At 62.1% G+C, this 19941-nt stretch carries 17 protein-coding genes, 1 pseudogene and 1 riboswitch; of the genes and pseudogenes, 5 read left to right on the forward strand and 13 right to left on the reverse strand.

The window, feature by feature from the left end; genetic code table 11:
- Positions 1-23: 23 nt before the first annotated feature.
- Positions 24-1490 (forward strand): AhpA/YtjB family protein, encoded by a 1467-nt coding sequence (locus JET17_RS23945; protein WP_012316494.1) that lies wholly within the window; start codon positions 24-26, stop codon positions 1488-1490.
- 73 nt (positions 1491-1563) lie between these two features.
- Here the strand turns inward: JET17_RS23945 and JET17_RS23950 are convergent, their stop codons facing one another.
- The 9 genes from JET17_RS23950 to JET17_RS23990 form a co-directional block, all read right to left on the reverse strand.
- Complete coding sequence (locus JET17_RS23950) at positions 1564-2274, reverse strand: PqiC family protein (protein ID WP_012316495.1); 711 nt, start codon at positions 2272-2274, stop codon at positions 1564-1566.
- Between the two features lie 175 nt (positions 2275-2449).
- On the reverse strand, positions 2450-4708 hold the full coding sequence (gene parC / locus JET17_RS23955) for a DNA topoisomerase IV subunit A (RefSeq protein WP_012316496.1): 2259 nt from the start codon (positions 4706-4708) through the stop codon (positions 2450-2452).
- Positions 4709-4718: 10 nt separating this feature from the next.
- Positions 4719-5237: a retropepsin-like aspartic protease family protein gene (locus JET17_RS23960; protein WP_012316497.1), complete on the reverse strand. Its 519-nt coding sequence runs from the start codon at positions 5235-5237 to the stop codon at positions 4719-4721.
- Entirely contained in the window at positions 5234-6220 is a 987-nt protein-coding gene (locus JET17_RS23965; protein ID WP_012316498.1) for an esterase-like activity of phytase family protein, read from the reverse strand. The genes JET17_RS23960 and JET17_RS23965 overlap by 4 nt, the downstream gene beginning before the upstream one ends.
- Positions 6217-8121, reverse strand: a complete 1905-nt coding sequence (gene parE, locus JET17_RS23970; protein ID WP_012316499.1) for a DNA topoisomerase IV subunit B — start codon at positions 8119-8121, stop codon at positions 6217-6219. The genes JET17_RS23965 and parE overlap by 4 nt, the downstream gene beginning before the upstream one ends.
- Positions 8122-8156: 35 nt before the next feature.
- Positions 8157-8765 (reverse strand): YqiA/YcfP family alpha/beta fold hydrolase, encoded by a 609-nt coding sequence (locus JET17_RS23975; RefSeq protein ID WP_012316500.1) that lies wholly within the window; start codon positions 8763-8765, stop codon positions 8157-8159.
- Positions 8766-8897: 132 nt separating this feature from the next.
- Positions 8898-9701: a 3',5'-cyclic-AMP phosphodiesterase gene (gene cpdA / locus JET17_RS23980; protein ID WP_012316501.1), complete on the reverse strand. Its 804-nt coding sequence runs from the start codon at positions 9699-9701 to the stop codon at positions 8898-8900.
- 84 nt (positions 9702-9785) lie between these two features.
- Complete coding sequence (locus JET17_RS23985) at positions 9786-10238, reverse strand: DUF1249 domain-containing protein (protein ID WP_042111790.1); 453 nt, start codon at positions 10236-10238, stop codon at positions 9786-9788.
- Positions 10229-10846, reverse strand: a complete 618-nt coding sequence (locus tag JET17_RS23990; RefSeq protein ID WP_012316503.1) for an NUDIX domain-containing protein — start codon at positions 10844-10846, stop codon at positions 10229-10231. Before JET17_RS23990 ends, JET17_RS23985 begins: the two co-directional genes overlap by 10 nt.
- A gap of 185 nt (positions 10847-11031) precedes the next feature.
- Between JET17_RS23990 and JET17_RS23995 the strand changes: the two genes are divergently transcribed.
- Positions 11032-11778, forward strand: coding sequence for an RsiV family protein (locus JET17_RS23995; RefSeq protein WP_012316504.1), 747 nt, complete (start codon positions 11032-11034; stop codon positions 11776-11778).
- Here the strand turns inward: JET17_RS23995 and cytX are convergent.
- Together cytX and thiC are read right to left on the reverse strand one after the other, a co-directional pair.
- Positions 11747-13030 (reverse strand): putative hydroxymethylpyrimidine transporter CytX, encoded by a 1284-nt coding sequence (cytX, locus tag JET17_RS24000; RefSeq protein ID WP_012316505.1) that lies wholly within the window; start codon positions 13028-13030, stop codon positions 11747-11749. The genes JET17_RS23995 and cytX overlap by 32 nt on opposite strands.
- A gap of 93 nt (positions 13031-13123) precedes the next feature.
- Positions 13124-15010, reverse strand: a complete 1887-nt coding sequence (thiC, locus tag JET17_RS24005) for a phosphomethylpyrimidine synthase ThiC (protein ID WP_012316506.1) — start codon at positions 15008-15010, stop codon at positions 13124-13126.
- Positions 15011-15166: 156 nt separating this feature from the next.
- Positions 15167-15273: riboswitch (TPP riboswitch) on the reverse strand.
- Between the two features lie 161 nt (positions 15274-15434).
- Between thiC and JET17_RS24010 the strand changes: the two genes are divergently transcribed.
- The 3 genes and pseudogenes from JET17_RS24010 to JET17_RS24020 all read left to right on the forward strand — a co-directional run bounded on the left by JET17_RS24010 (position 15435) and on the right by JET17_RS24020 (position 17846).
- Positions 15435-16868 carry a TolC family outer membrane protein gene (locus JET17_RS24010; RefSeq protein WP_012316507.1) on the forward strand — a complete coding sequence of 478 codons (1434 nt, stop codon included), beginning with the start codon at positions 15435-15437 and terminating at the stop codon, positions 16866-16868.
- A 74-nt stretch (positions 16869-16942) separates the two neighbouring features.
- Positions 16943-17214: pseudogene (locus tag JET17_RS24015) on the forward strand (DUF3077 domain-containing protein).
- Between the two features lie 143 nt (positions 17215-17357).
- Positions 17358-17846 (forward strand): GlcG/HbpS family heme-binding protein, encoded by a 489-nt coding sequence (locus JET17_RS24020; protein WP_080516500.1) that lies wholly within the window; start codon positions 17358-17360, stop codon positions 17844-17846.
- A gap of 70 nt (positions 17847-17916) precedes the next feature.
- Here JET17_RS24020 and JET17_RS24025 read toward each other — a convergent pair whose 3' ends face one another.
- The gene (locus JET17_RS24025; protein WP_012316509.1) at positions 17917-18468 is read right to left on the reverse strand and encodes a single-stranded DNA-binding protein; all 552 of its coding nucleotides are present in this window, start codon (positions 18466-18468) and stop codon (positions 17917-17919) included.
- 9 nt (positions 18469-18477) lie between these two features.
- Entirely contained in the window at positions 18478-19872 is a 1395-nt protein-coding gene (locus tag JET17_RS24030) for an MFS transporter (protein WP_012316510.1), read from the reverse strand.
- Positions 19873-19941: the final 69 nt, after the last annotated feature.

The raw sequence follows: 19941 nt of genomic DNA on the forward strand, positions 1-19941 counted from the left end.
CATGCCATTAAGAGCCGCGCTCTGTGAACCGGCCCACGCCCGTCAAACCAGACAATTTCTTCCTCATGATCTTCCGTGCCCTGCGCCAACGTCGCGTTCCCCTGGCACTGCGCATCGCCAGCACCAACATTTTCTTGGTGGCGCTGGCGCTGGTGATCTATGCCTGCGTGATGGGTCTGCAGTTCAAGCAGGCCATGCACGAGCAGGCTGACGCCCTTGGCCAGAGCCTGACCACCCAGACAGCCACATCAGCGACCGAGCTGCTGGTGTCCAACGACATCCTCAGCCTCAACGTGCTGCTGGGCAATTTGGTGAAGAACCCGCTGGTGGCCCACGCGGCTATCTATAGCGTGGATAACCGCATCCTGGCAGAAGCCGGGCAGCGCCCACGCAACAGCCTGCTGGGTGAGGCCGAAGGCCTGTACCAGACCAAGATCACCTTCCAGGACGTAACGGCCGGGCAGCTGCGCATCAGCCTGGACATGAGCCAGTTCCAACAGCCGATGCTGATCAGCCTGCAGAGCATGGGCATCCTGGCCGCGATCCTGCTGGCCCTGGCACTGAGTCTGAGCCTGCGCCAAGGCCGCCACATCACCCTGCCGCTGCTACAACTGCGCGTATGGCTGCGTGACCCGCACCCCTACACCCCGGCAATCGATCGTCAGGATGAGATCGGCGATATTGCCCGTCAGTTGCATGCCCGCCTGGCCCCACCGCCGCCTCCAGAGCCGGAGCCGGAGGAATACGAAGATGAAGACGACTTCGACGACCTGCACGATGCCCCTGCGCCGGTCAAAGCCGCGCCACGGGCCAAGGCTGCCGCCCAAGTAGACGATGAAGACGACGATGAAGCCTTTGCCGGCCTGCTGGACCATGAAGAAAGCGCGCCGAAGGCAGCCGTAGTCGAATCCGACGAGCCGCAGAGCACTGCGGTGCTGGCCGTTCAGCTGGGCTCGCAGGAGCAACTGCGCCGGCTGCCACGCACCCGCCTGACCGAGCTGCTGGAACGCTACCGCGACTGCCTGGAGCAGGCCGCGTCGCTGTACGATGGCGAGACCCACACGCTCAACGACGGTAGCACTCTGGTGCTGTTCCACAGCCGCGACTGCGGCGAGGATTACCTGACTAACGCAATCTGCTGCGGCGAGCTGCTGCGCGCACTCGGCCACGCCCTGCAGATCGAGGTAGCCGACAGTGGCATCACCTTGCAACTGCAACTGGGCCTGGCCTTGGGTGATGACCTGCAGGGGCTGGAACAGGTAGACCTGCTAATGACCGAAAAAGCCCAGGACGCCCTGGCTCTCTCCCAGCACAGCCGTAACCTGCTGCTGGTGGAGCGGCAGATCAGTGATGACTCGCTGATTCGCCAGCGTGCGCGGATTCGTCCGATTGCCAGCCCTGAAGGCGCCTGCTGTGTCGAGCGCTTGATGGAGCCTTACCCCTCGATGCTGGAGCGACAGTTGGCGCGGATGCACGAGCGCAGGGCCTGATACCGAGCGCCCTGCTCTGACACCCACAAAAAAGCCCGCACATGTGCGGGCTTTTCTGTATCTGGGGCAAACATCAGAACCGATAAACTTCCATATCGGTCCGAATAGGCGAAGCCATGGGGATCTTCGACTTCTCCGGTGTCTTCTTGACCTGAACCGGTGCTGCAGGTTTCTTGCGCGACTCTTCAGCAATCGCTGGCTGGTTGGCCAAGGGTTTTACGGCAGCGCTCAACTGCTCTGCCAGCTTCTGCAACAACTGCCCCTGAGCCTGCACCTGCGACGACTCGCTACCTTCGTGCGGCTGCTCGAGGTGAACGATACGGTTGTCGCGCACATTGCCGCGACGGTCCAGTAAACGCCATTGGGCGTCGAGGATAGCTGGCTGGTTCTTGCCCGAGTCCAGACGGGTGATAGACAGCAAGACCTGTACGTCAGGCGAGAAGCCACTGCTGGCCGGTGCCAGAACCACCCGTTGGCTGTCCAGGCGCCAGGCCAGCTGACGCACCAACAGTTGGTCGATGTCTGCCGACAGGCTACCGGCCCAACGACCATCCGTCGCCGAACTCAAGCTGCCATCAGCCTGGCGCTGCAAAAAGGTTTCGCGCTGCAGGTAATCGGCGACCGACACTGGGCCGAGCACCACGGCCATGCCCGCACTCTGCGAGGGCTGGCCAGGATCACCGCTGTCGAGCTGATACAGGGCAACCGGCTGATGCATGCTGCATCCGCCCAGCCCCAGCAGGCCCGTCATCAACAGCGCAAATGGAAGGCGCAGAAATTTCATTCATCCCATCCAGGCGGTCGCCACCAGGCTAACCGCATTGATACTGATATAGATTCAATCGGGCACACGGCCACGCCGGCACCACAAGGGCACTATCATCCGCGAAATGTCGGTCCGACTCCAGCATTTCTGCCTGGAACGGCGCTGAAATTGCCGCCCCAGGCATTTCACCCGGTTACGCCGGACCTTCCACCTGCAAACCGTCAACGCGCTGGAACCCACGTGGCAGCTTGCTACCCCGCCGTCCGCGCTCGCCCTTGTAATGCTCAAGGTCATCCGGCTTCAAAGACAGGGTACGCTTGCCAGCTTGCAATACAAGGGTCGCGCCCTCGGGGATTACCGCAAGATCTGTAACATATTCTTCACGGCTGGCGACACGATCACCGGGCACACCGATGATCTTGTTGCCCTTGCCTTTGCCCAGCTGTGGCAGGTCAGCGACCTTGAACACCAGCAAGCGACCTTCGGTGGTCACTGCCGCCAGCCAGTCCTGCTCACGGTTGGCCACCGGGCGCGGGCTAATGACCTTGGCGCCGTTAGGCAAACTCAGCAGCCCCTTGCCGGCCTTGTTCTTGGCCTGCAAATCCTCACCTTTGACTACAAAGCCGTAACCGGCATCCGATGCCACCACGTACAGCGCATCATCGTCCGGCAACAGCACGCACTCGAAAGTAGCGCCCGGCGGCGGCGTCAGGCGACCGGTCAGCGGCTCGCCCTGACCACGCGCTGATGGCAAGGTATGCGCAGCCACCGAGTAGCTGCGCCCGGTGGAGTCGATGAGCACGGCAAACTGGTTGGAACGCCCCGCTGCTGCAGCCTTGAAGCCATCCCCCGCCTTGTACGACAGGCCGGTTGCATCGATATCGTGGCCTTTGGCGCAACGCACCCAGCCTTTTTCCGACAGCACTACGGTGACAGGCTCAGTCGGCATCAACTCGTTTTCCGAAAGCGCCTTGGCTTCGGCGCGTGCGACGATCGGCGACCGGCGGTCGTCGCCGTAAGTCTCCGCATCCTTGATCAGTTCGCTGCGCACCAGCTTGCGTAGCTTGGCATCGCTGCCGAGCAGGGCCAGCAGCTTGGCCTGCTCCTTGAGCAATTCGTCCTGCTCACCGCGGATTTTCATCTCCTCCAGACGGGCCAGCTGGCGCAAGCGCGTCTCGAGGATGTAGTCGGCCTGGATTTCGGTGAGGTCGAAACGAGCTATCAATGCCTGCTTGGGATGCTCCTCGGTACGGATGATGTGTATGACTTCATCGAGGTTGAGGAATGCAGTGAGCAAGCCTTCCAACAGGTGCAGGCGCCTCTCGACCTTCTCCAGGCGATGCTGCAGGCGGCGACGAACGGTACCGATACGGTACTGCAGCCACTCCAGGAGCAAAGCTCGCAGGTTCTTGAGCTGCGGCCGGCCATCCAGGCCGATGATGTTGACGTTGACCCGGTAGCTGCTTTCCAGCTCGGTAGTGGCGAACAGGTGCTGCATCAGTTCATCGGCATCTACGCGGTTAGAGCGCGGGATGATCACGATACGGCAGGGGTTTTCATGGTCCGACTCGTCACGAAGGTCAGCGACCATCGGCAGCTTCTTCGCCTGCATCTGCGCGGCGATCTGCTCGAGCACCTTGGCCCCGGAGACCTGGTGTGGCAACGCAGTGACGACAATGTCGCCGTCCTCGACCCGGTATACGGCGCGCATACGGATCGAACCGCGGCCGCTTTCGTAGATCTTGAGGATCTCGGCACGCGGCGTGATGATTTCGGCTTCGGTCGGGTAGTCGGGCCCCTGGATGTGTTCACACAGTTGCTCAAGGGTGGCCTTGGGCTCGTCGAGCAGGCGCACACAGGCACTGGCCACTTCGCGCAGGTTATGTGGCGGCACGTCGGTGGCCATGCCGACGGCAATACCGGTGGTGCCGTTTAGCAGGATGTTCGGCAGCCGTGCCGGCAATACTGCAGGCTCCTGCAGGGTACCGTCGAAGTTGGGCACCCAGTCCACGGTACCCTGGCCCAGCTCACTGAGCAGCACCTCGGAGTAGCGCGACAGGCGCGCTTCGGTGTAACGCATCGCCGCGAACGACTTCGGATCGTCCGGCGCACCCCAGTTACCCTGGCCATCGACCAGCGTGTAGCGGTAGCTGAACGGCTGCGCCATCAGCACCATGGCTTCGTAGCAGGCCGAATCGCCGTGGGGGTGGAATTTACCGAGCACGTCGCCGACGGTACGCGCCGACTTCTTGTGCTTGGCATCGGCGTCGAGCCCCAACTCGCTCATGGCATAGACGATGCGTCGTTGCACAGGCTTGAGGCCGTCGCCGATGTGCGGCAAGGCCCGGTCCATGATCACGTACATGGAATAGTTGAGGTAGGCCTGTTCGGTGAAGTCAGCCAGCGAACGGCGTTCAACGCCGTCGAGGCTGAGTTCCAGTGAGTCGCTCATGCGGGCCTCGTCATTTCAGGTTCTGGCGCAGCAGCATGGTGCCGCCGCGCTGGGTAAATTCAAGTTGTTTCAGAGCGCTCATGCCGAGCAGCACCGTCTGCCCATCCAGCCCCGGCACCACCAGGGCGCGCACGCCCTGCAGGCGGATTTCCCCCAGTTGCAGGCTGTCCAGTCGCGTGCGGTAACCTTCGGTGCGACCGTTGGCGGTGCTGAGGATGACCGGGCTGCCACGTTGCAGGCTCAGGTCACGGGCCAGCGCCTCGGGGATCGCCACGTCGGTGGCCCCGGTATCGAGCATGAAATGCACAGCCTTGCCGTTGATCGCGCCATCTGCCACGAAGTGGCCCTGGCCATTGCCCAGCAGGCGCACTTCGATGAAGCCTTCGCCGTGCTCGGACTGCACCTGGGTATTGGGGTTGCGCTCGCGCGCCTCCCATTCACCGAAAAAGCGCGTAGCCAGGAACATCGCCGCCGCCCAGGCGACGATCATCAGTACCCTGCCCGCACGCTTGCCCGGTGGCTGGCTCATGGTGTGGCGCTCCAACCGCCCTGCGGCGCGGCGAAGCGCCAGACGACCGGCCGGCTTTCACCATCGGCGCGGTCAGCGTTGTTGTTGTCAAGACCGATCCATGCGCCCTTGGTATCGATGACCAGCGCTTCGGCCAGGCCGAACGGCTGATCATAGCGTCGCTCGGGCACCAGAGCATCGGCAGCGAACGACCAGCAGCGCTCGACCTCACCGCTGTCGGCATGGCGTCGGCACACACGGTATGCATTACGTTCGAGGGTGAACAGCTTGCCCTCGAACCAGGCCAGGTCAGCAAAGTCCCGCGAAAGCGCACGGGCATTGGGCATTTGAGGCGGTTGCATCTCGACCCCGGCTTCACTGAGCAGTACGCAAGTGCGTCCGCACGTCCATACCGACTGCTGGCGCTCTATCTTTACCAAGCCGCGGCGCTCACGCTCGGCCGCAAGCCATAGGCGGTCACCGGCCGGGTTGATCGCCAGGCCTTCGAACAGGGCATTGAAGTTCAGCAGCATGCCACTGGCCCGGGCCTGGCGCATCATCGCCGGGTCAACCCTGAGCCAGGCAGGCGCGCCTAGGATCGGCAGTTGCAGCACGGCCACATGCGCTTCGCTGACCAGATAGATGTTACCGGCCTGATCGCAAGTGATGCCTTCGTAATCAAACTGGCCGCCACGAATGTACGACACCGCCCAGTTGCGCGACTTCAGCCCCCAGGGCAGCCCGCTCTCCGGTACCGGGGGCGGGGAAAAAGTCAAAGGCTGGGCGCGCCACACCTCATTGTGCTGGTCGAAGCGGTAGATACGGTCATCATCACGGTCCGAGACACCCCACAGGGCTCCTCGACAAAAAGCCAGCCCGGAAAGATTGCCGCCGCGCATGCCGTCAATCGGATGCTCGGATACCAGCTTCAGCTCCGGCCAGTCGCCTGCCAGGCTTGGCAGAGCGACCAGCGAAAGGAAAACCGCGAAAAACAGACGAATCAAACCAGAACCTCGGCCAGATTACCTTTGGTCTCCAGCCAATTCTTGCGATCGCCCGCCCGTTTCTTGGCCAACAGCATATCCATGATTTCGGTAGTACCCTGCAGGTCATCCAGGGTCAGCTGGACCAGGCGCCGGGTGTTCGGGTCCATGGTAGTTTCGCGCAATTGCGGCGGGTTCATCTCGCCCAGCCCCTTGAAGCGGGTGACCTGTGGCTTGCCACGCTTTTTCTCGGCCACCAGGCGGTCGAGAATGCCGTCGCGTTCAGCCTCGTCCAGGGCGTAGTAGATTTCCTTGCCCAGGTCGATACGGTACAGCGGTGGCATGGCGACATAAACGTGGCCTGCTTCGACCAACGGACGGAAGTGCTGGACGAACAGCGCGCACAGCAGGGTAGCGATGTGCAGGCCGTCGGAGTCGGCGTCGGCGAGGATGCAGATCTTGCCGTAGCGCAGCTGCGACAGGTCGGCAGCGCCCGGATCGACACCGATGGCGACGGCGATGTTGTGCACTTCTTGGCTGGCAAGCACCTCGCCACCGTCCACTTCCCAGGTATTGAGGATCTTGCCGCGCAGCGGCAGGATCGCCTGGAATTCCTTGTCGCGTGCCTGCTTGGCAGAGCCACCGGCCGAGTCACCCTCAACCAGAAACAGCTCGGCACGCATTGGGTCCTGGCCTGCGCAGTCGGCCAGCTTGCCCGGCAGCGCAGGGCCCTGAGTGACGCGCTTACGCTCGACTTTCTTGCTGGCCTTGAGGCGGCGGCCAGCGTTGCTAATGGCCAGTTCCGCCAGCTGCATGCCCAGCTCGGGGTGTGCATTGAGCCACAGGCTGAACGCGTCCTTGACCACGCCCGATACAAAGGCTGCTGCCTCGCGGGACGACAGACGCTCTTTGGTCTGCCCAGAGAACTGTGGCTCCTGCATTTTCATCGAGAGCACGAAAGTGATGCGCTCCCAGACGTCTTCGGGCGCCAGCTTGACCCCACGCGGCAACAGGTTGCGGAACTCGCAGAATTCTCGCATGGCATCGAGCAGGCCCTGACGCAGGCCGTTGACGTGGGTACCGCCCTGGGCGGTGGGGATCAGGTTGACGTAGCTTTCCTGAACACTGTCACCGCCTTCGGGCAGCCACAGCAAGGCCCAGTCCACGGCTTCCTTGTTGCCGGCCAGGCTGCCGCAGAAGGGCTCGTCGGGCAGGCGTTGGAACTCGCTGACAGAGTCGACCAGGTAGGAACGCAGGCCATCCTCGTAGTGCCACTCGACCTTCTCGCCGCTGGCCTTGTCCTCGAAGCTGACCAACAGACCCGGGCACAGTACAGCCTTGGCCTTGAGCACGTGCTTGAGGCGACTGATGGAAAACTTGGGTGAATCGAAATACTTCGGGTCGGGGCTGAAATACACACTGGTTCCGGTGTTGCGCTTGCCGACCGTACCGACCACTTCCAGCTCGCTGGCCTTGAAGCCATCAGCGAAGGTCATCTGGTATTCATTGCCGTCACGCTTGACGCGCACGCGCACCTGGGTCGACAGAGCATTGACCACCGAGATGCCGACACCGTGCAGGCCCCCGGAGAACTGGTAGTTTTTGTTGGAGAACTTGCCGCCGGCGTGCAGCTTGGTGAGGATCAGCTCGACCCCCGATACGCCCTCTTCCGGATGGATATCCACCGGCATGCCGCGGCCATCGTCGCTGACCTCCAGCGAGTGGTCGGCATGGAGGATGACCTGCACCGAACGGGCGTGGCCAGCCAGGGCTTCGTCGACACTGTTGTCGATGACTTCCTGGGCCAGGTGGTTGGGCCGGCTGGTATCGGTGTACATGCCCGGCCGTTTACGGACCGGGTCAAGGCCCGAGAGGACTTCGATGGCGTCTGCGTTATAGGCGCTAGCGCTGGGATTGGCCATGGGTTCTCGTCGTCAGTCTGGTGAATGCGAAAAAATCAAAATACAGAAAAATCGAGCGCCGCATACTGCCCCCGGGCAACTCCGGCGAAGGCAAGCAGGGCTGGTATCTGCTCGGCAAAACCCTGGTAGCCATGGTCGCCACCGGCCTGGATACGCAACGCGCATGCCCGGTAATAACGCTCGGCGTGACGATAGTCCAGGGTTTCATCGGCGGTCTGCAGCCACACTTGATAGCGGCTGGCGTCCGTTGGGGCCGGCACTTCCAGTTCAGCAAGGGCTTGAACATGGTCGTGGGTCAGTTCCCAGGTTTCGCCGCTGTAGTGGTTACGCTGGGTGCCCAGGTAGCCGTCGAACAGCTTGTGCGGAGTGACCGCCGGGTTGATCAGCAGGGCATTGAGGCCATGGCGCTCGGCCAGATGGGTGGCATAGTAGCCGCCGAGCGAACTGCCGACCAGCAGGGGCGCCCCCAGCTCGGCGATGGCAGCTTCGAGCTGCGCAATGGCCTGGCGCGGGTGATGGTGCAAGGCGGGTACGCGCAACCGGCCTGACAGGCCTAGCTGCTGCATCACAGCTTCGAGCTGACGCGCCTTGGTGGAGAGCGGTGAGCTGTTCAAGCCATGGATATAGAGGATGTAACCCGACATGCTGCCCCCGGAATCTTTGGCTTCGCGCCCGATGGTGGGGGCGCAGGGATGCGCAGTGTAGCGTGTTCGCCGTGTTTTGGCGCAGCGGCGGGGTTTTCGCAACAATTTTTGGGCTGCACGGGCCCCCTGGGGTCAATAGCCAGGGCTATCAAAATCGAGTTTCACCTCGAAGTCCGTGGCCCGCCGCACCCCGGTCTCCAGCCGCCCGTCGGCATGCAGGCGCAACCACCGGTAACCTGGCTGCTCCTCGCTCACCTTGAAGTCTTCGCTGCGAGCGGCGAACTGTATGCAGGTCGATGGCGTGGCCAGCAGGCGCAAACCGCCACGCAGCTCATCCCACTCCTGATGAATATGCCCCCAAAGCAGCGCCTTCACCTGTGGATAACCCTCAAGCCGGCGCAATAACTCGTCTGCATTGCGCAAACCGATCGGTGCGATCCAGGCGCAGCCGATATCCACAGGTTGATGGTGGCAGCAGACCAGGCAATGGCGCCCGCCTGCCGACAAGAGCGCATCATCGAGCAGCGACAGCTGTGACGGCTCAAGCTGCCCATGGGTCGCACCCTGCACCGCCGAATTGAGCATGATGATACGCCAGGCGCCGATATCGGTTACCGCCTGCACCAGCTCCGGCGCCACCTCGGCCATGACCCTGGCTTCATCATGATTACCCGGCAACCAGCGCGCCGGCACGGCGAAGTCACCCGTCAGATCAAGAAACGCCTGATACGAGGCAACACTGCCATCCTGCGAAAGATCACCGGTGCACAGCAGCAAATCGATACACGGCTGTTCGCGGCGCACCTGGGCGATCACATGGCGCAGGCTGTCGCGCGTGCGCAGCCCCAGCAGCGTGCCCGCAGGGTCAGCGAACAGGTGAGCGTCAGTCAATTGCACCACGCATACGGGTGCCTGAGAGGGGTCTGGGTGCGGCACCGGCCGTCTCCTCGGGGAATTCAGCACGAATTATGGCGTTGGATTGGTTGCGAGCAAATAGTCGAAACCGACCGGCATCACATTTCAGCGCACACTTGCCAGCTCGTGACCACACGCGAGGCAGTGGCTCAGCCATTCCCCGAGAAACAGATTGAGCTGGGCCTTTTCATCCGGCTGGTGCATGGACTGGTTGGGATACGGATAGATGCTGCGCAGGCGCCGGGTATGCTCGGCGCTGACCACTTCGGCCATGCGCGCATCGTGGTACACCTGCACCTCCAGGTGGGGCACTGGCAGCCAAGGCAGGCTGTGCTCCTGGCGCACCCGCAGGGTGGTGGTGTAGGGACAGGCCAGCACCACATCGAGCACCAGCACGCCGAGCATCTGGTCGCCCTGGGTCATGCCGATACGGCGCGAACTCTGGGTGGTACGCATGTCGGGCAGCAGGCGCATGAGCCGGGCGTAGTTGGCTTCGCAGGCTGCCTGCAGCCCGGCCAGATCGACCCGATAACGCTCACGCAGCAGGTTCACTTCCACATACCTCGTACTTCATCTCTGTTGAGCGCCAGCCATTGCAGGCCAATGATCGTCGCCGCATTGCAGATACGCCCATCGCGCACAGCCTGCAAGGCATCTTCGAACGACCAGACCCGCACGCGGATATCCTCGCCCTCTTCTTCCAGGCCGTGCAGCCCCCCGGCGCCTTCGCTGCTGCAGCGGCCAAGGAACAGGTGCACGTATTCATCACTGCCACCGGGCGAGGGGAAATAACGGGTCATCGGCCACAGGGCGCTGAAGGTCAGACCGGCTTCTTCTTCGGCTTCACGATGAGCGACCTCTTCAGGCTGTTCATCCTTGTCGATCAGGCCGGCGACCATCTCGATCAGCCAGGGATTGTCGACTTTATCCAGCGCGCCGACGCGAAACTGCTCGATCAACACTACTTCATCGCGCAGTGGATCGTAAGGCAGCACGCAAACGGCATCATGACGCACGAACAGTTCGCGGCTGATCTCGCGGCCCATGCCGCCGGCAAACAGCTCATGGCGCAGGCGAAGCTTGTCGAGCTTGTAGAAGCCCTGGAAGCAATTGGCCCGTTCGATGATGTCGAAGCCCTTGGGCACTGAATTCAACGCGTCTGACATGGAAATCCTCATTACCTCAAATACTGCTTCGCGCCATCCTACTCTGCACGCCTGCCTGTTTCACCCCTTTCCGGTAACCGTTCGCGCAGTCGGGACAGCGGCTCTTCTCTCTGTTAGCTTAGTGGCGAACTGAAGGCCGCGCAGGCGGTCAAAGGCCGACTTTTCCCTGTATTGCAAGGATCATCATGACACTTGTCAAACTGACTGCCGTGGCTGTGCTGGCCTTGGCCCTCGGTGCCTGCCAGAGCCTGTTCGCGCCGAATTACCGTGCCCCGCTGGAGGTAAAGCGCGACGCCTGGGAGCACGTAAAGCCAGGTTGCAGCGAGAGTGACTGCCCACTGGTGAACATTGACACCATTCACTTCCCGGACCTGCCCAAGCTCGACGGCATCGTCGAAAAACGCCTGCTGCAACTGACCGAAGACAACCAGCATGGCACCGCGCCAAGCACTTTGCAGGCGTATGAGCAGCAATACCTGGCCACCGCCGACAAACGCAACAGCAGCTACCTGCAAGCCAAGGTACGAGAACAGCATGACGGGCTGGTGATCATCGAGCTGTCCAGCTACCTCGACAGCGGCGGCGCCCATGGCATGCCAGGCCGGGGCTTCATCAACTATTCGCGCAAGCTGGACAAGGTACTGACCCTGCAAGACATGCTGGTCCCGGGCCAGGAAGATACCTTCTGGAAAACGGTCGAAGAATCGCACCGCGCCTGGCTGATCAGCGTGGGCATGGACAAGGATGCCGAGTTCGTCAAGACCTGGCCGTTCAAGAAGTCGCCGCACATCGCTCTGACATACGGCGCAGTGGTGGTCAAATATGAGGTCTATACCATCGCGCCCTATTCCATGGGCCACGTGGAACTGAAGCTCCCTTACCCACGCCTGAACGGCGTGCTCAAGCCTGAACTGTTCCCCGGCCGCGGCTGAGGCTCAGTAACGCATGCAGCCCACCTGCCAGCAGCAACGCCGGCAGGGTAGCGCCCAACTCAGGCGCTTGCGCAGCGATGCTGTGATAGACCACCACGCCCACAGCCCAGGCCAGCAGCGCCTGCCAGTGCAAACCATCAATTTGTGCTGGAAGGCGGCGGCGGCGGATCACGAAGTGGTCCGTCAGCACCACACCGAACAGCGGCGCGAACACCGAGCCGATCAGCAGCAGGAAGTTTTCGTACTGGGCCAGCGGCGCCAGCAGGGCAATCAGGGTGCATAGCACACCGATGCCCAACGCCAGGTACTCGACCTTCAGGCGTACCAGCAGACCGGTCGATACCGCAGCCGAGTGGATATCGGCGAAGGCCTTCTCCGACTCGTCCAGCAAAATCAGCAGCAACGGAATGCCCAGCCCGGCACCGGCCAGGGCCAGCAGCAGCGCATTGACTTCACCGCTCGGCGCAAAGGCAAGAGTGTAGGCCACGCCAAGGCTCATCAGCCAGGTATTGCCGATGAAGTAACCGAGCACGGTCCCGCCGAACACTCGCCTCGCGCTGCGGGCAAAACGTGAGTAGTCAGCGATCAACGGCAACCAGGACAGCGGCATGGCGATGACGATGTCGAAGCCCACAGCCAGCGACATCGACCCATCTCCGCTGCGCTGCCACAGCTCGCCCAGGTCCGCCTTGGCGAACAGGTTCCAGGTCAGCCACAGGCAAGCGCCCAACAACAGCCAGATCCCCCATTTGCGCAGTACCTTGCGCACGAATGCCAGCGGCCCGCTGACAGCGAGCAGCGTGGCCAAGCCACCGAAGCAGAGAGTCCAGAACATCGGGCTGTTCCACAGGCTGCCTTCACCGAAGGTGCGCGCGCCAAGCAGGCTGGCGGCGTCACGCATGACAATGATTTCGAACGCGCCCCAACCGACCAGTTGCAGCAGGTTGAGCAGCGCCGGCAGGCGCGCGCCGTGGCTGCCCAGGCTCAGGCGCAGGGTGGCCATGGCGCAAAGGCCCGTGTCGCTGCCAATCACGCCTGCCGCCCCAAGCAGCAGCACGCCCACGCCGGTGCCCAAGGCGATGGCCAGCACCGCGCCGGCCAGGCCCAGGCCGGGAGCGAGCATCGCGCCCACCTGCAGGACCATCAGGCCGATGCCGAGGGAAAACCAGAGCGAGAACAGGTCGCGACCACCGAACGGGCGTTGGCTGGTGGGGACCGGGTGGTCGGGGGAAAAATGGCTGGGAGTTGTCATTGTTGTTACTCGACAAAAGAAAACAAATCGACACGGTCGTTGCAGGAGCGGCGCACCGGCAAGGCCGCTCCTGCAACAGATCAGCGCTGCGGCTTACACCTTGTGGTACAGCTGGCTGCCTTCCTGGCGGAACCGTTCGGCCTGCTCGCGCATCCCCTCCTCAACCGATACATCCACCGCATCGATGCGCAGGTTGGCGGCGTATTCCCGTACTTCCTGGGTGATTTTCATCGAGCAGAACTTCGGCCCGCACATCGAGCAGAAGTGCGCGACCTTGGCCGATTCCTTCGGCAGGGTTTCGTCGTGGAAGGCACGCGCGGTGTCAGGGTCCAGGCCCAGGTTGAACTGGTCCTCCCAGCGGAACTCGAAACGCGCCTTGGACAGGGCATTGTCACGGATCTGCGCGCCCGGGTGGCCTTTGGCAAGGTCGGCAGCATGCGCGGCGATCTTGTAAGTGATGATGCCGGTCTTGACGTCATCCTTGTTCGGCAGGCCCAGGTGCTCCTTGGGGGTGACGTAGCACAGCATGGCGCAGCCGAACCAGCCGATCATGGCCGCGCCGATGCCCGAGGTGATGTGGTCGTAACCAGGCGCAATGTCGGTGGTCAGAGGGCCGAGGGTGTAGAACGGCGCTTCGTCGCAGCATTCCAGCTGCTTGTCCATGTTCTCCTTGATCAGTTGCATCGGCACATGGCCAGGGCCTTCGATCATGCACTGCACGTCGTGCTTCCAGGCGATCTTGGTCAGTTCGCCAAGTGTTTCCAGCTCACCGAACTGCGCCGCGTCGTTGGCATCTGCAATCGAGCCTGGGCGCAGGCCGTCACCGAGAGAGAAGCTCACGTCGTAGGCCTTCATGATTTCGCAGATCTCATCGAAATGCGTGTACAGGAAGTTCTCCTGGTGATGCGCCAGGCACCACTTGGCCATGATCGACCCCCCGCGGCTGACGATACCGGTGACCCGCTTGGCGGTCAGCGGCACGTAGCGCAGCAGCACGCCAGCATGGATGGTGAAGTAGTCCACGCCCTGCTCAGCCTGCTCGATCAGCGTGTCGCGGAACAGCTCCCAGGTCAGGTCCTCGGCAACCCCTCCGACCTTTTCCAGGGCCTGGTAGATCGGCACGGTACCGATAGGTACCGGCGAGTTGCGGATGATCCACTCACGAGTTTCGTGGATGTGCTTGCCGGTCGAAAGGTCCATGACCGTGTCTGAGCCCCAGCGAATACCCCAGGTCAGCTTGGCCACTTCCTCCTCGATCGAGGAGCCCAGGGCGCTGTTGCCGATGTTGCCGTTGATCTTCACCAGGAAGTTGCGGCCGATGATCATCGGCTCCAGTTCCGTGTGGTTGATGTTGGCCGGGATGATCGCGCGGCCGCGGGCGATCTCCTCGCGCACGAATTCGGCGGTGATCTCTTTGGGGATGTTGGCGCCGAAGCTGTGGCCGGCGTGCTGCTGCTTGAGCAAGCCAGCAGCGCGGGCCTCCTGCAGCTTCATGTTCTCGCGGATGGCGACGTATTCCATCTCGGCGGTAATGATGCCTTGGCGGGCGTAGTGCATCTGCGAGACGTTGGCGCCAGCCTTGGCGCGGCGCGGGTTGCGCACATGGTTGAAGCGCAGCTTGGCCAGTTCGGCGTCGTTCAGGCGCTGCTGGCCGAAGTTCGAGCTCAGCCCACCCAGGCGCTCGGTATCGCCACGGGCGTCGATCCAGGCCGACCGCACATCGGCCAGGCCTTTTCGCACATCGATGATGACGTCGGGATCGGTGTAGGGGCCGGAAGTGTCGTAGACCAGAACCGGCGCGTTGGCTTCGCCGCCGAAGTCGGTGGGGGTGTCGTGCAGGCTGATTTCGCGCATCGGCACGCGGATGTCCGGGCGCGAGCCCTCGACATAGATCTTGCGCGAACGCGGGAAGGGTTGCACGGACTGCTGATCGACTTGCGCCGACTCGCTGAGGTTGATCGTTTTTTCTTGTTTGCTCATCACAGGCTCCAGACAGCTTCCTAGCGGTGGAATGTCGGGGAGAACCTGAAATACGCGGACGCACCCCTTGGCGGGTATGCAGTGCCGGATACATGGGGTGCCTTGAGCTGCTTGCAGCTGCGACATTCCCGGACCTGGCACAAGAGGCTCCCCGGGAAGGTGAGCAATCTTGTTCCCTACGCAGGCGCTAACCTGATCAGGTTCAACGGGATCCGCACCTATGCGATCTCAGCCTTTGCTTCAAGGCACCCCGACAAGAACGTGCGCAGTCTAGACTGGAGTGGCCGGCAAAGCCAAGCGTGTAAAACGGGGGGATGATGAAAGGCACAGCCAACGATTGTTGCCAATTGCGCATGGCACTACACTGCCCCATCGCTCGATACTCAACAGTTCAGTAATTAAATTTCGTACAAGGATTGCCTCTATGCTGCGCAAACTCTCACTGGCGATTGCCGTGTCTTGTGCGTCCAACGGAGTGGCCTGGGCAGCGGATGTGCCCATGACGGTTAAGACTGACCTGGTCAGCGTCTACCAGGAAGCGGTCGACAACAACGCCGATCTTGCCGCCGCTCGCGCCGATTATGGCGCGCGCCGCGAGGTGGTGCCCCAGGCCCGCGCCGGCCTGCTGCCCAACCTGTCGGCAGGTGCCGAAATGATGAACACCCGCACCAAGCTCGACGAACCCTCGATCACCTCCAACCGAAGCGGCAGCGCCTGGAGCGCCACCCTGGCGCAACCTGTCTTCCGTGCCGATCGCTGGTTCCAGTTGCAGGCCGCCGAAGCTGTCAATGAGCAGGCAGCGCTGGAGTTGTCCGCCACCGAACAGAATCTGATCCTGCAGACCGCGCAAAGCTATTTTGCCGTGCTGCGGGCCCAGGATAACCTTGCAGCCACCAAGGCCGAAGAATCGGCCTTCAAGCGCCAACTCGATCAGTCCAACGAACGTTTCGATGTCGGCCTGTCCGACAAGACCGACGTGCTGCAGTCCCAGGCCAGCTATGACACCGCCCGGGCCAACCGGATCATTGCCGAACGCCAGGTGCAGGATGCCTTCGAGGCCTTGGTGACCCTCACCAACCGCGAATACACGTCGATCCAGGGCGTTGTTCATACCTTGCCGATACAGGTGCCCACGCCCAACGATGCCAAGGCCTGGGTCGAGACTGCTGGGCGGCAGAACCTCAACCTGCTGGCAACCAACTACGCAGTCGATGCCGCCGAAGAAACCCTGCGCCAGCGCAAAGCCGGCCACGCCCCGACCCTGGATGCGGTAGCCAAGTACCAGAAAGGCGACAACGACAGCCTGGGCTTCACCAACCCTTCGCAGTTGGGCGTGCGCTATAGCGGTGACGTGGAGCAGACCAGCATCGGCCTGCAACTGAACATTCCAATCTACAGCGGCGGCCTGACCAGCTCGCAGGTACGCGAGGCATACCAGCGCCTTAGCCAGAGCGAGCAACAACGCGAGAGCCTGCGCCGCCAAGTGGTGGAGAACACGCGCAACCTGCATCGTGCCGTGAATACCGATGTGGAGCAGGTGCAAGCGCGCAAGCAGTCGATCATTTCCAACCAGAGCGCGCTGGAAGCTACCGAGATCGGTTATCAGGTCGGCACCCGCAATATCGTCGACGTGCTCGATGCCCAGCGCCAGCTGTACACCTCGGTTCGCGACTACAACAACAGCCGGTACGACTACATTCTCGACAACCTGAGCCTGAAGCAGGCGGCCGGCACCTTGAGCCCACAGGACCTGGTGGACCTCAAGCGATACCTGAAGGCGGACTACAACCCGGACAAGGACTTCCTGCCACCGGACCTGGCGGCGGCAGCGGCGAAGAACTTCGAACGCAGGCCTTGAGGCCGGCGCTGGTTTCTTCGCGGGTAAACCTGCACCCACAGGGCTTGCGCCAGTGTTTCGACAATGCGCGTACCCTGTGGCCTGCTTGCCGGCGTCGGGGCCTGGACGCACGGAACTCTGAGATCGATGTGGGCAACCCACCGATTGACCTCCTACGTGTGCAACCTGGTGTTTCCATCGACGATGCGTACGAACAGGTCTCGGTGCTGCTGGGCTACATGGGGCATCTCGTGCGTGAAGGGATATGGAGGATGATCACAAGTTGCTGGGCGCGGCGGACTATCTGAGCGCCCTGGCAAAAGTGCTGATGAACGATATCGAGATGGCCAAGAACAGGCTGCATTGACCTCACGGGCCTTATCGCTCGCTTGTCGGCGATTGGGCCGTCAGCTGCCATCCAGTGACCGCACATCAATTTCGGAAACGGACTACATCCAAGAGCGCCAATCGCTTGCTAGGTTCGCAAAAAAACCTAGGGATGGTGCTCACATGAATACGAACTACGGCCGTGTCACACTCTTCATGTTTTCGCTGTTACTGGCAGCACCGTCGCTGGCTGAAGCTCTAAAACCCACACCAGCGTCAGCCATCACTGCCGAGGCTGCTCGAATAATGGCCGCTGCCGCGGAGCGAGCAGCCCGCGCTCAGGGGTTTGCCATCGTCATCAGCATTGTCGACAACCATGGCAACCTCAAGCACTTCCACCGTATGGACGGAGCCAGCAGCGGCAGCATAAAACTGGCACAACTCAAGGCATCGACCTCCGCCCGCTTCCCGCTTTCGTCCAGCTCTCTCGCAGAGCGAAGCGCTGCGCTGCCAGCAAACCCATACGCGTCACTGCCAGGTTTCACGCTGCTGGGTGGCGGCCTGCCGATCCTGGACGCGAACGGCGAACACATCGGTGGTATCGGTATCAGCGGCGCAACGCCTGAGCTGGACGCGCAATTTGCCCAAGCGGCGCTGGATAGCGGTGCCTGAACTCACATATGAAAAAACCCAGGGCAAATGCCCTGGGTTTCGGGTGTAGCGCTACGCCTGACCGTTTTTATCAGAACGGAATATCGTCATCAAAGCTGTCAAAGTCAGCAGCCGGCTGCGGCGCGGGCTGTTGCGGCGCTGGGCGCTGCTGGGCCTGTTGCGGGCGCGGGGCCTGCTGACGCGGTGGAGCCTGGTTGTACTGTTGCTGCTGGCCACCCTGGTTGTAGTTGTTACCACCACCCTGGTTGTACTGGTCGCCGCCACCTTGCTGGTTCTGCGGACGGCCACCGAGCAGCTGCATGGTGCCCTGCATGTCGACGATGATTTCGGTGGTGTAACGCTTGATGCCGTCTTTTTCCCACTCGCGGGTCTGCAGCTTGCCTTCGATGTACACCTGCGAACCCTTGCGCAGGTATTCGCCAGCGATTTCAGCAACCTTGCCGAACATCGACACACGGTGCCACTCGGTACGCTCGACCTTTTGGCCCGACTGCTTGTCGGTCCACTGCTCGCTGGTAGCCAGGCTCAGGTTGGTCACGGCGTTACCGTTGGGCAGGTAGCGGACTTCGGGATCCTGGCCACAGGTGCCGACCAGAATGACTTTGTTAACCCCACGGGCCATAACGTTCTCCTAGGCTTCGCACGCCGATGAGGCTGGGTTCACCAGACGCTCGAGGGTCGCACGGTCCAAAATTTTCGTATCCAGTTTGATATAGATGGCAGCTTCTTCTGCCACCACAACGGCGTCGGTCACACCCGGCACGGCCATCAGGCGCTCGGTCAGGCCGGCTTCCCGGACTGCCTCAGGCGTCAGTGGCATGCGCAGGCTGGTCACATAAGGCGGCTCGTTCATGCGCAACGCGACCACCAGCCATACGGCACACAGCACCGCGCAACCGAGGAACACCGTGTTCAGCCCACCGTGCTGGAACAGCCAGCCACCAAGGATTCCACCCAGCGCAGCGCCAAGGAACTGGCTGGTGGAATACACCCCCATCGCCGTTCCCTTGCCGCCGGCAGGCGACACCTTGCTAACCAGCGACGGCAGCGATGCCTCCAGCAGGTTGAATGCAGTAAAGAATACCACGGTGCCAATCACCAGTCCGCGCAAGTTGTCAGCCCACTGCCAGAAGAACACCTCCACCAGCAGCAACACACTGACCGCTCCGGCCAATACGCGTTTCATCTTGCGCTTTTTTTCGCCGTAGATGATGAACGGGACCATTGCAAAAAATGAGATGAACAGCGCGGTCAGGTATACCCACCAATGCTCTTCCTTAGGCAAGCCGCCGCGCTCGACGAAGGCCAGAGGCAGCGCGACGAAGCTCGCCATGAGGATCGCGTGGAGGATGAAGATGCCGGTGTCCAGGCGCAGAAGGTCCGGATGGCGCAGGGTTGGGCCGAGTGCCTGGCGCGCCACACCCGACTCGCGGTGCTGCAAAGTGCTGTGGGTGTTGGGCACGACGAAAGCGACCAGCAAAATACCGACCAGGGCAAGTCCTGCCGTGGCGAGGAACAATCCTGACAGGCCGAAGGCGCTGGTGAGAAGCGGGCCGACGACCATCGCCACCGCGAAGGACAATCCGATGCTCATGCCGATCATGGCCATGGCCTTGGTACGGTGCTGCTCGCGGGTCAGGTCGGACAGCAGCGCCATGACTGCGGCAGAAATTGCCCCGGCGCCCTGCAGAATGCGCCCCGCAATCACGCCCCAGATGGAGTCGGCTTGAGCCGCCAGCACACTACCCAAGGCGAAGATCACCAGCCCCAGGTAGATCACCGGACGTCGCCCGATGCGGTCGGAAATCATCCCGAAAGGGATCTGAAAAAACGCCTGGGTCAGCCCATAGGCACCGATGGCCAGGCCGATCAGCGCGGGGGTGGCGCCGGCCAGGTCCATGCCGTAAGTGGCCAGCACCGGCAAGACCATGAACATGCCCAGCATACGAAAGGCAAAGACCAGGGCCAGGCCGCCAGCGGCGCGCGTTTCGCTGCCACTCATGCGCTCGTTGTGGGTGTCGTGCATGGATTAACCTCGTGTGAACCGGCGGCGATTCTATCAGTCCGACAGCTTGACGGCATCTACGCGACGCTT

It is taken from the genome of Pseudomonas putida (assembly GCF_016406145.1).
Taxonomy (GTDB): Bacteria; Pseudomonadota; Gammaproteobacteria; order Pseudomonadales; family Pseudomonadaceae; genus Aquipseudomonas; species Aquipseudomonas putida_E.

What these genes read in the sequence shown, in the direction of transcription:
- thiC (WP_012316506.1), bottom strand. Translation starts at nt 15,010, where the DNA reads ATGAGCAAACAAGAAAAAACGATCAACCTCAGCGAGTCGGCGCAAGTC.
- JET17_RS24020 (WP_080516500.1), top strand. Translation starts at nt 17,358, where the DNA reads ATGAATACGAACTACGGCCGTGTCACACTCTTCATGTTTTCGCTGTTA.
- JET17_RS24010 (WP_012316507.1), top strand. Translation starts at nt 15,435, where the DNA reads ATGCTGCGCAAACTCTCACTGGCGATTGCCGTGTCTTGTGCGTCCAAC.
- JET17_RS23995 (WP_012316504.1), top strand. Translation starts at nt 11,032, where the DNA reads ATGACACTTGTCAAACTGACTGCCGTGGCTGTGCTGGCCTTGGCCCTC.
- cytX (WP_012316505.1), bottom strand. Translation starts at nt 13,030, where the DNA reads ATGACAACTCCCAGCCATTTTTCCCCCGACCACCCGGTCCCCACCAGC.
- JET17_RS24025 (WP_012316509.1), bottom strand. Translation starts at nt 18,468, where the DNA reads ATGGCCCGTGGGGTTAACAAAGTCATTCTGGTCGGCACCTGTGGCCAG.
- JET17_RS23990 (WP_012316503.1), bottom strand. Translation starts at nt 10,846, where the DNA reads ATGTCAGACGCGTTGAATTCAGTGCCCAAGGGCTTCGACATCATCGAA.
- JET17_RS23950 (WP_012316495.1), bottom strand. Translation starts at nt 2,274, where the DNA reads ATGAAATTTCTGCGCCTTCCATTTGCGCTGTTGATGACGGGCCTGCTG.
- JET17_RS24030 (WP_012316510.1), bottom strand. Translation starts at nt 19,872, where the DNA reads ATGCACGACACCCACAACGAGCGCATGAGTGGCAGCGAAACGCGCGCC.
- JET17_RS23960 (WP_012316497.1), bottom strand. Translation starts at nt 5,237, where the DNA reads ATGAGCCAGCCACCGGGCAAGCGTGCGGGCAGGGTACTGATGATCGTC.
- parE (WP_012316499.1), bottom strand. Translation starts at nt 8,121, where the DNA reads ATGGCCAATCCCAGCGCTAGCGCCTATAACGCAGACGCCATCGAAGTC.
- parC (WP_012316496.1), bottom strand. Translation starts at nt 4,708, where the DNA reads ATGAGCGACTCACTGGAACTCAGCCTCGACGGCGTTGAACGCCGTTCG.
- JET17_RS23975 (WP_012316500.1), bottom strand. Translation starts at nt 8,765, where the DNA reads ATGTCGGGTTACATCCTCTATATCCATGGCTTGAACAGCTCACCGCTC.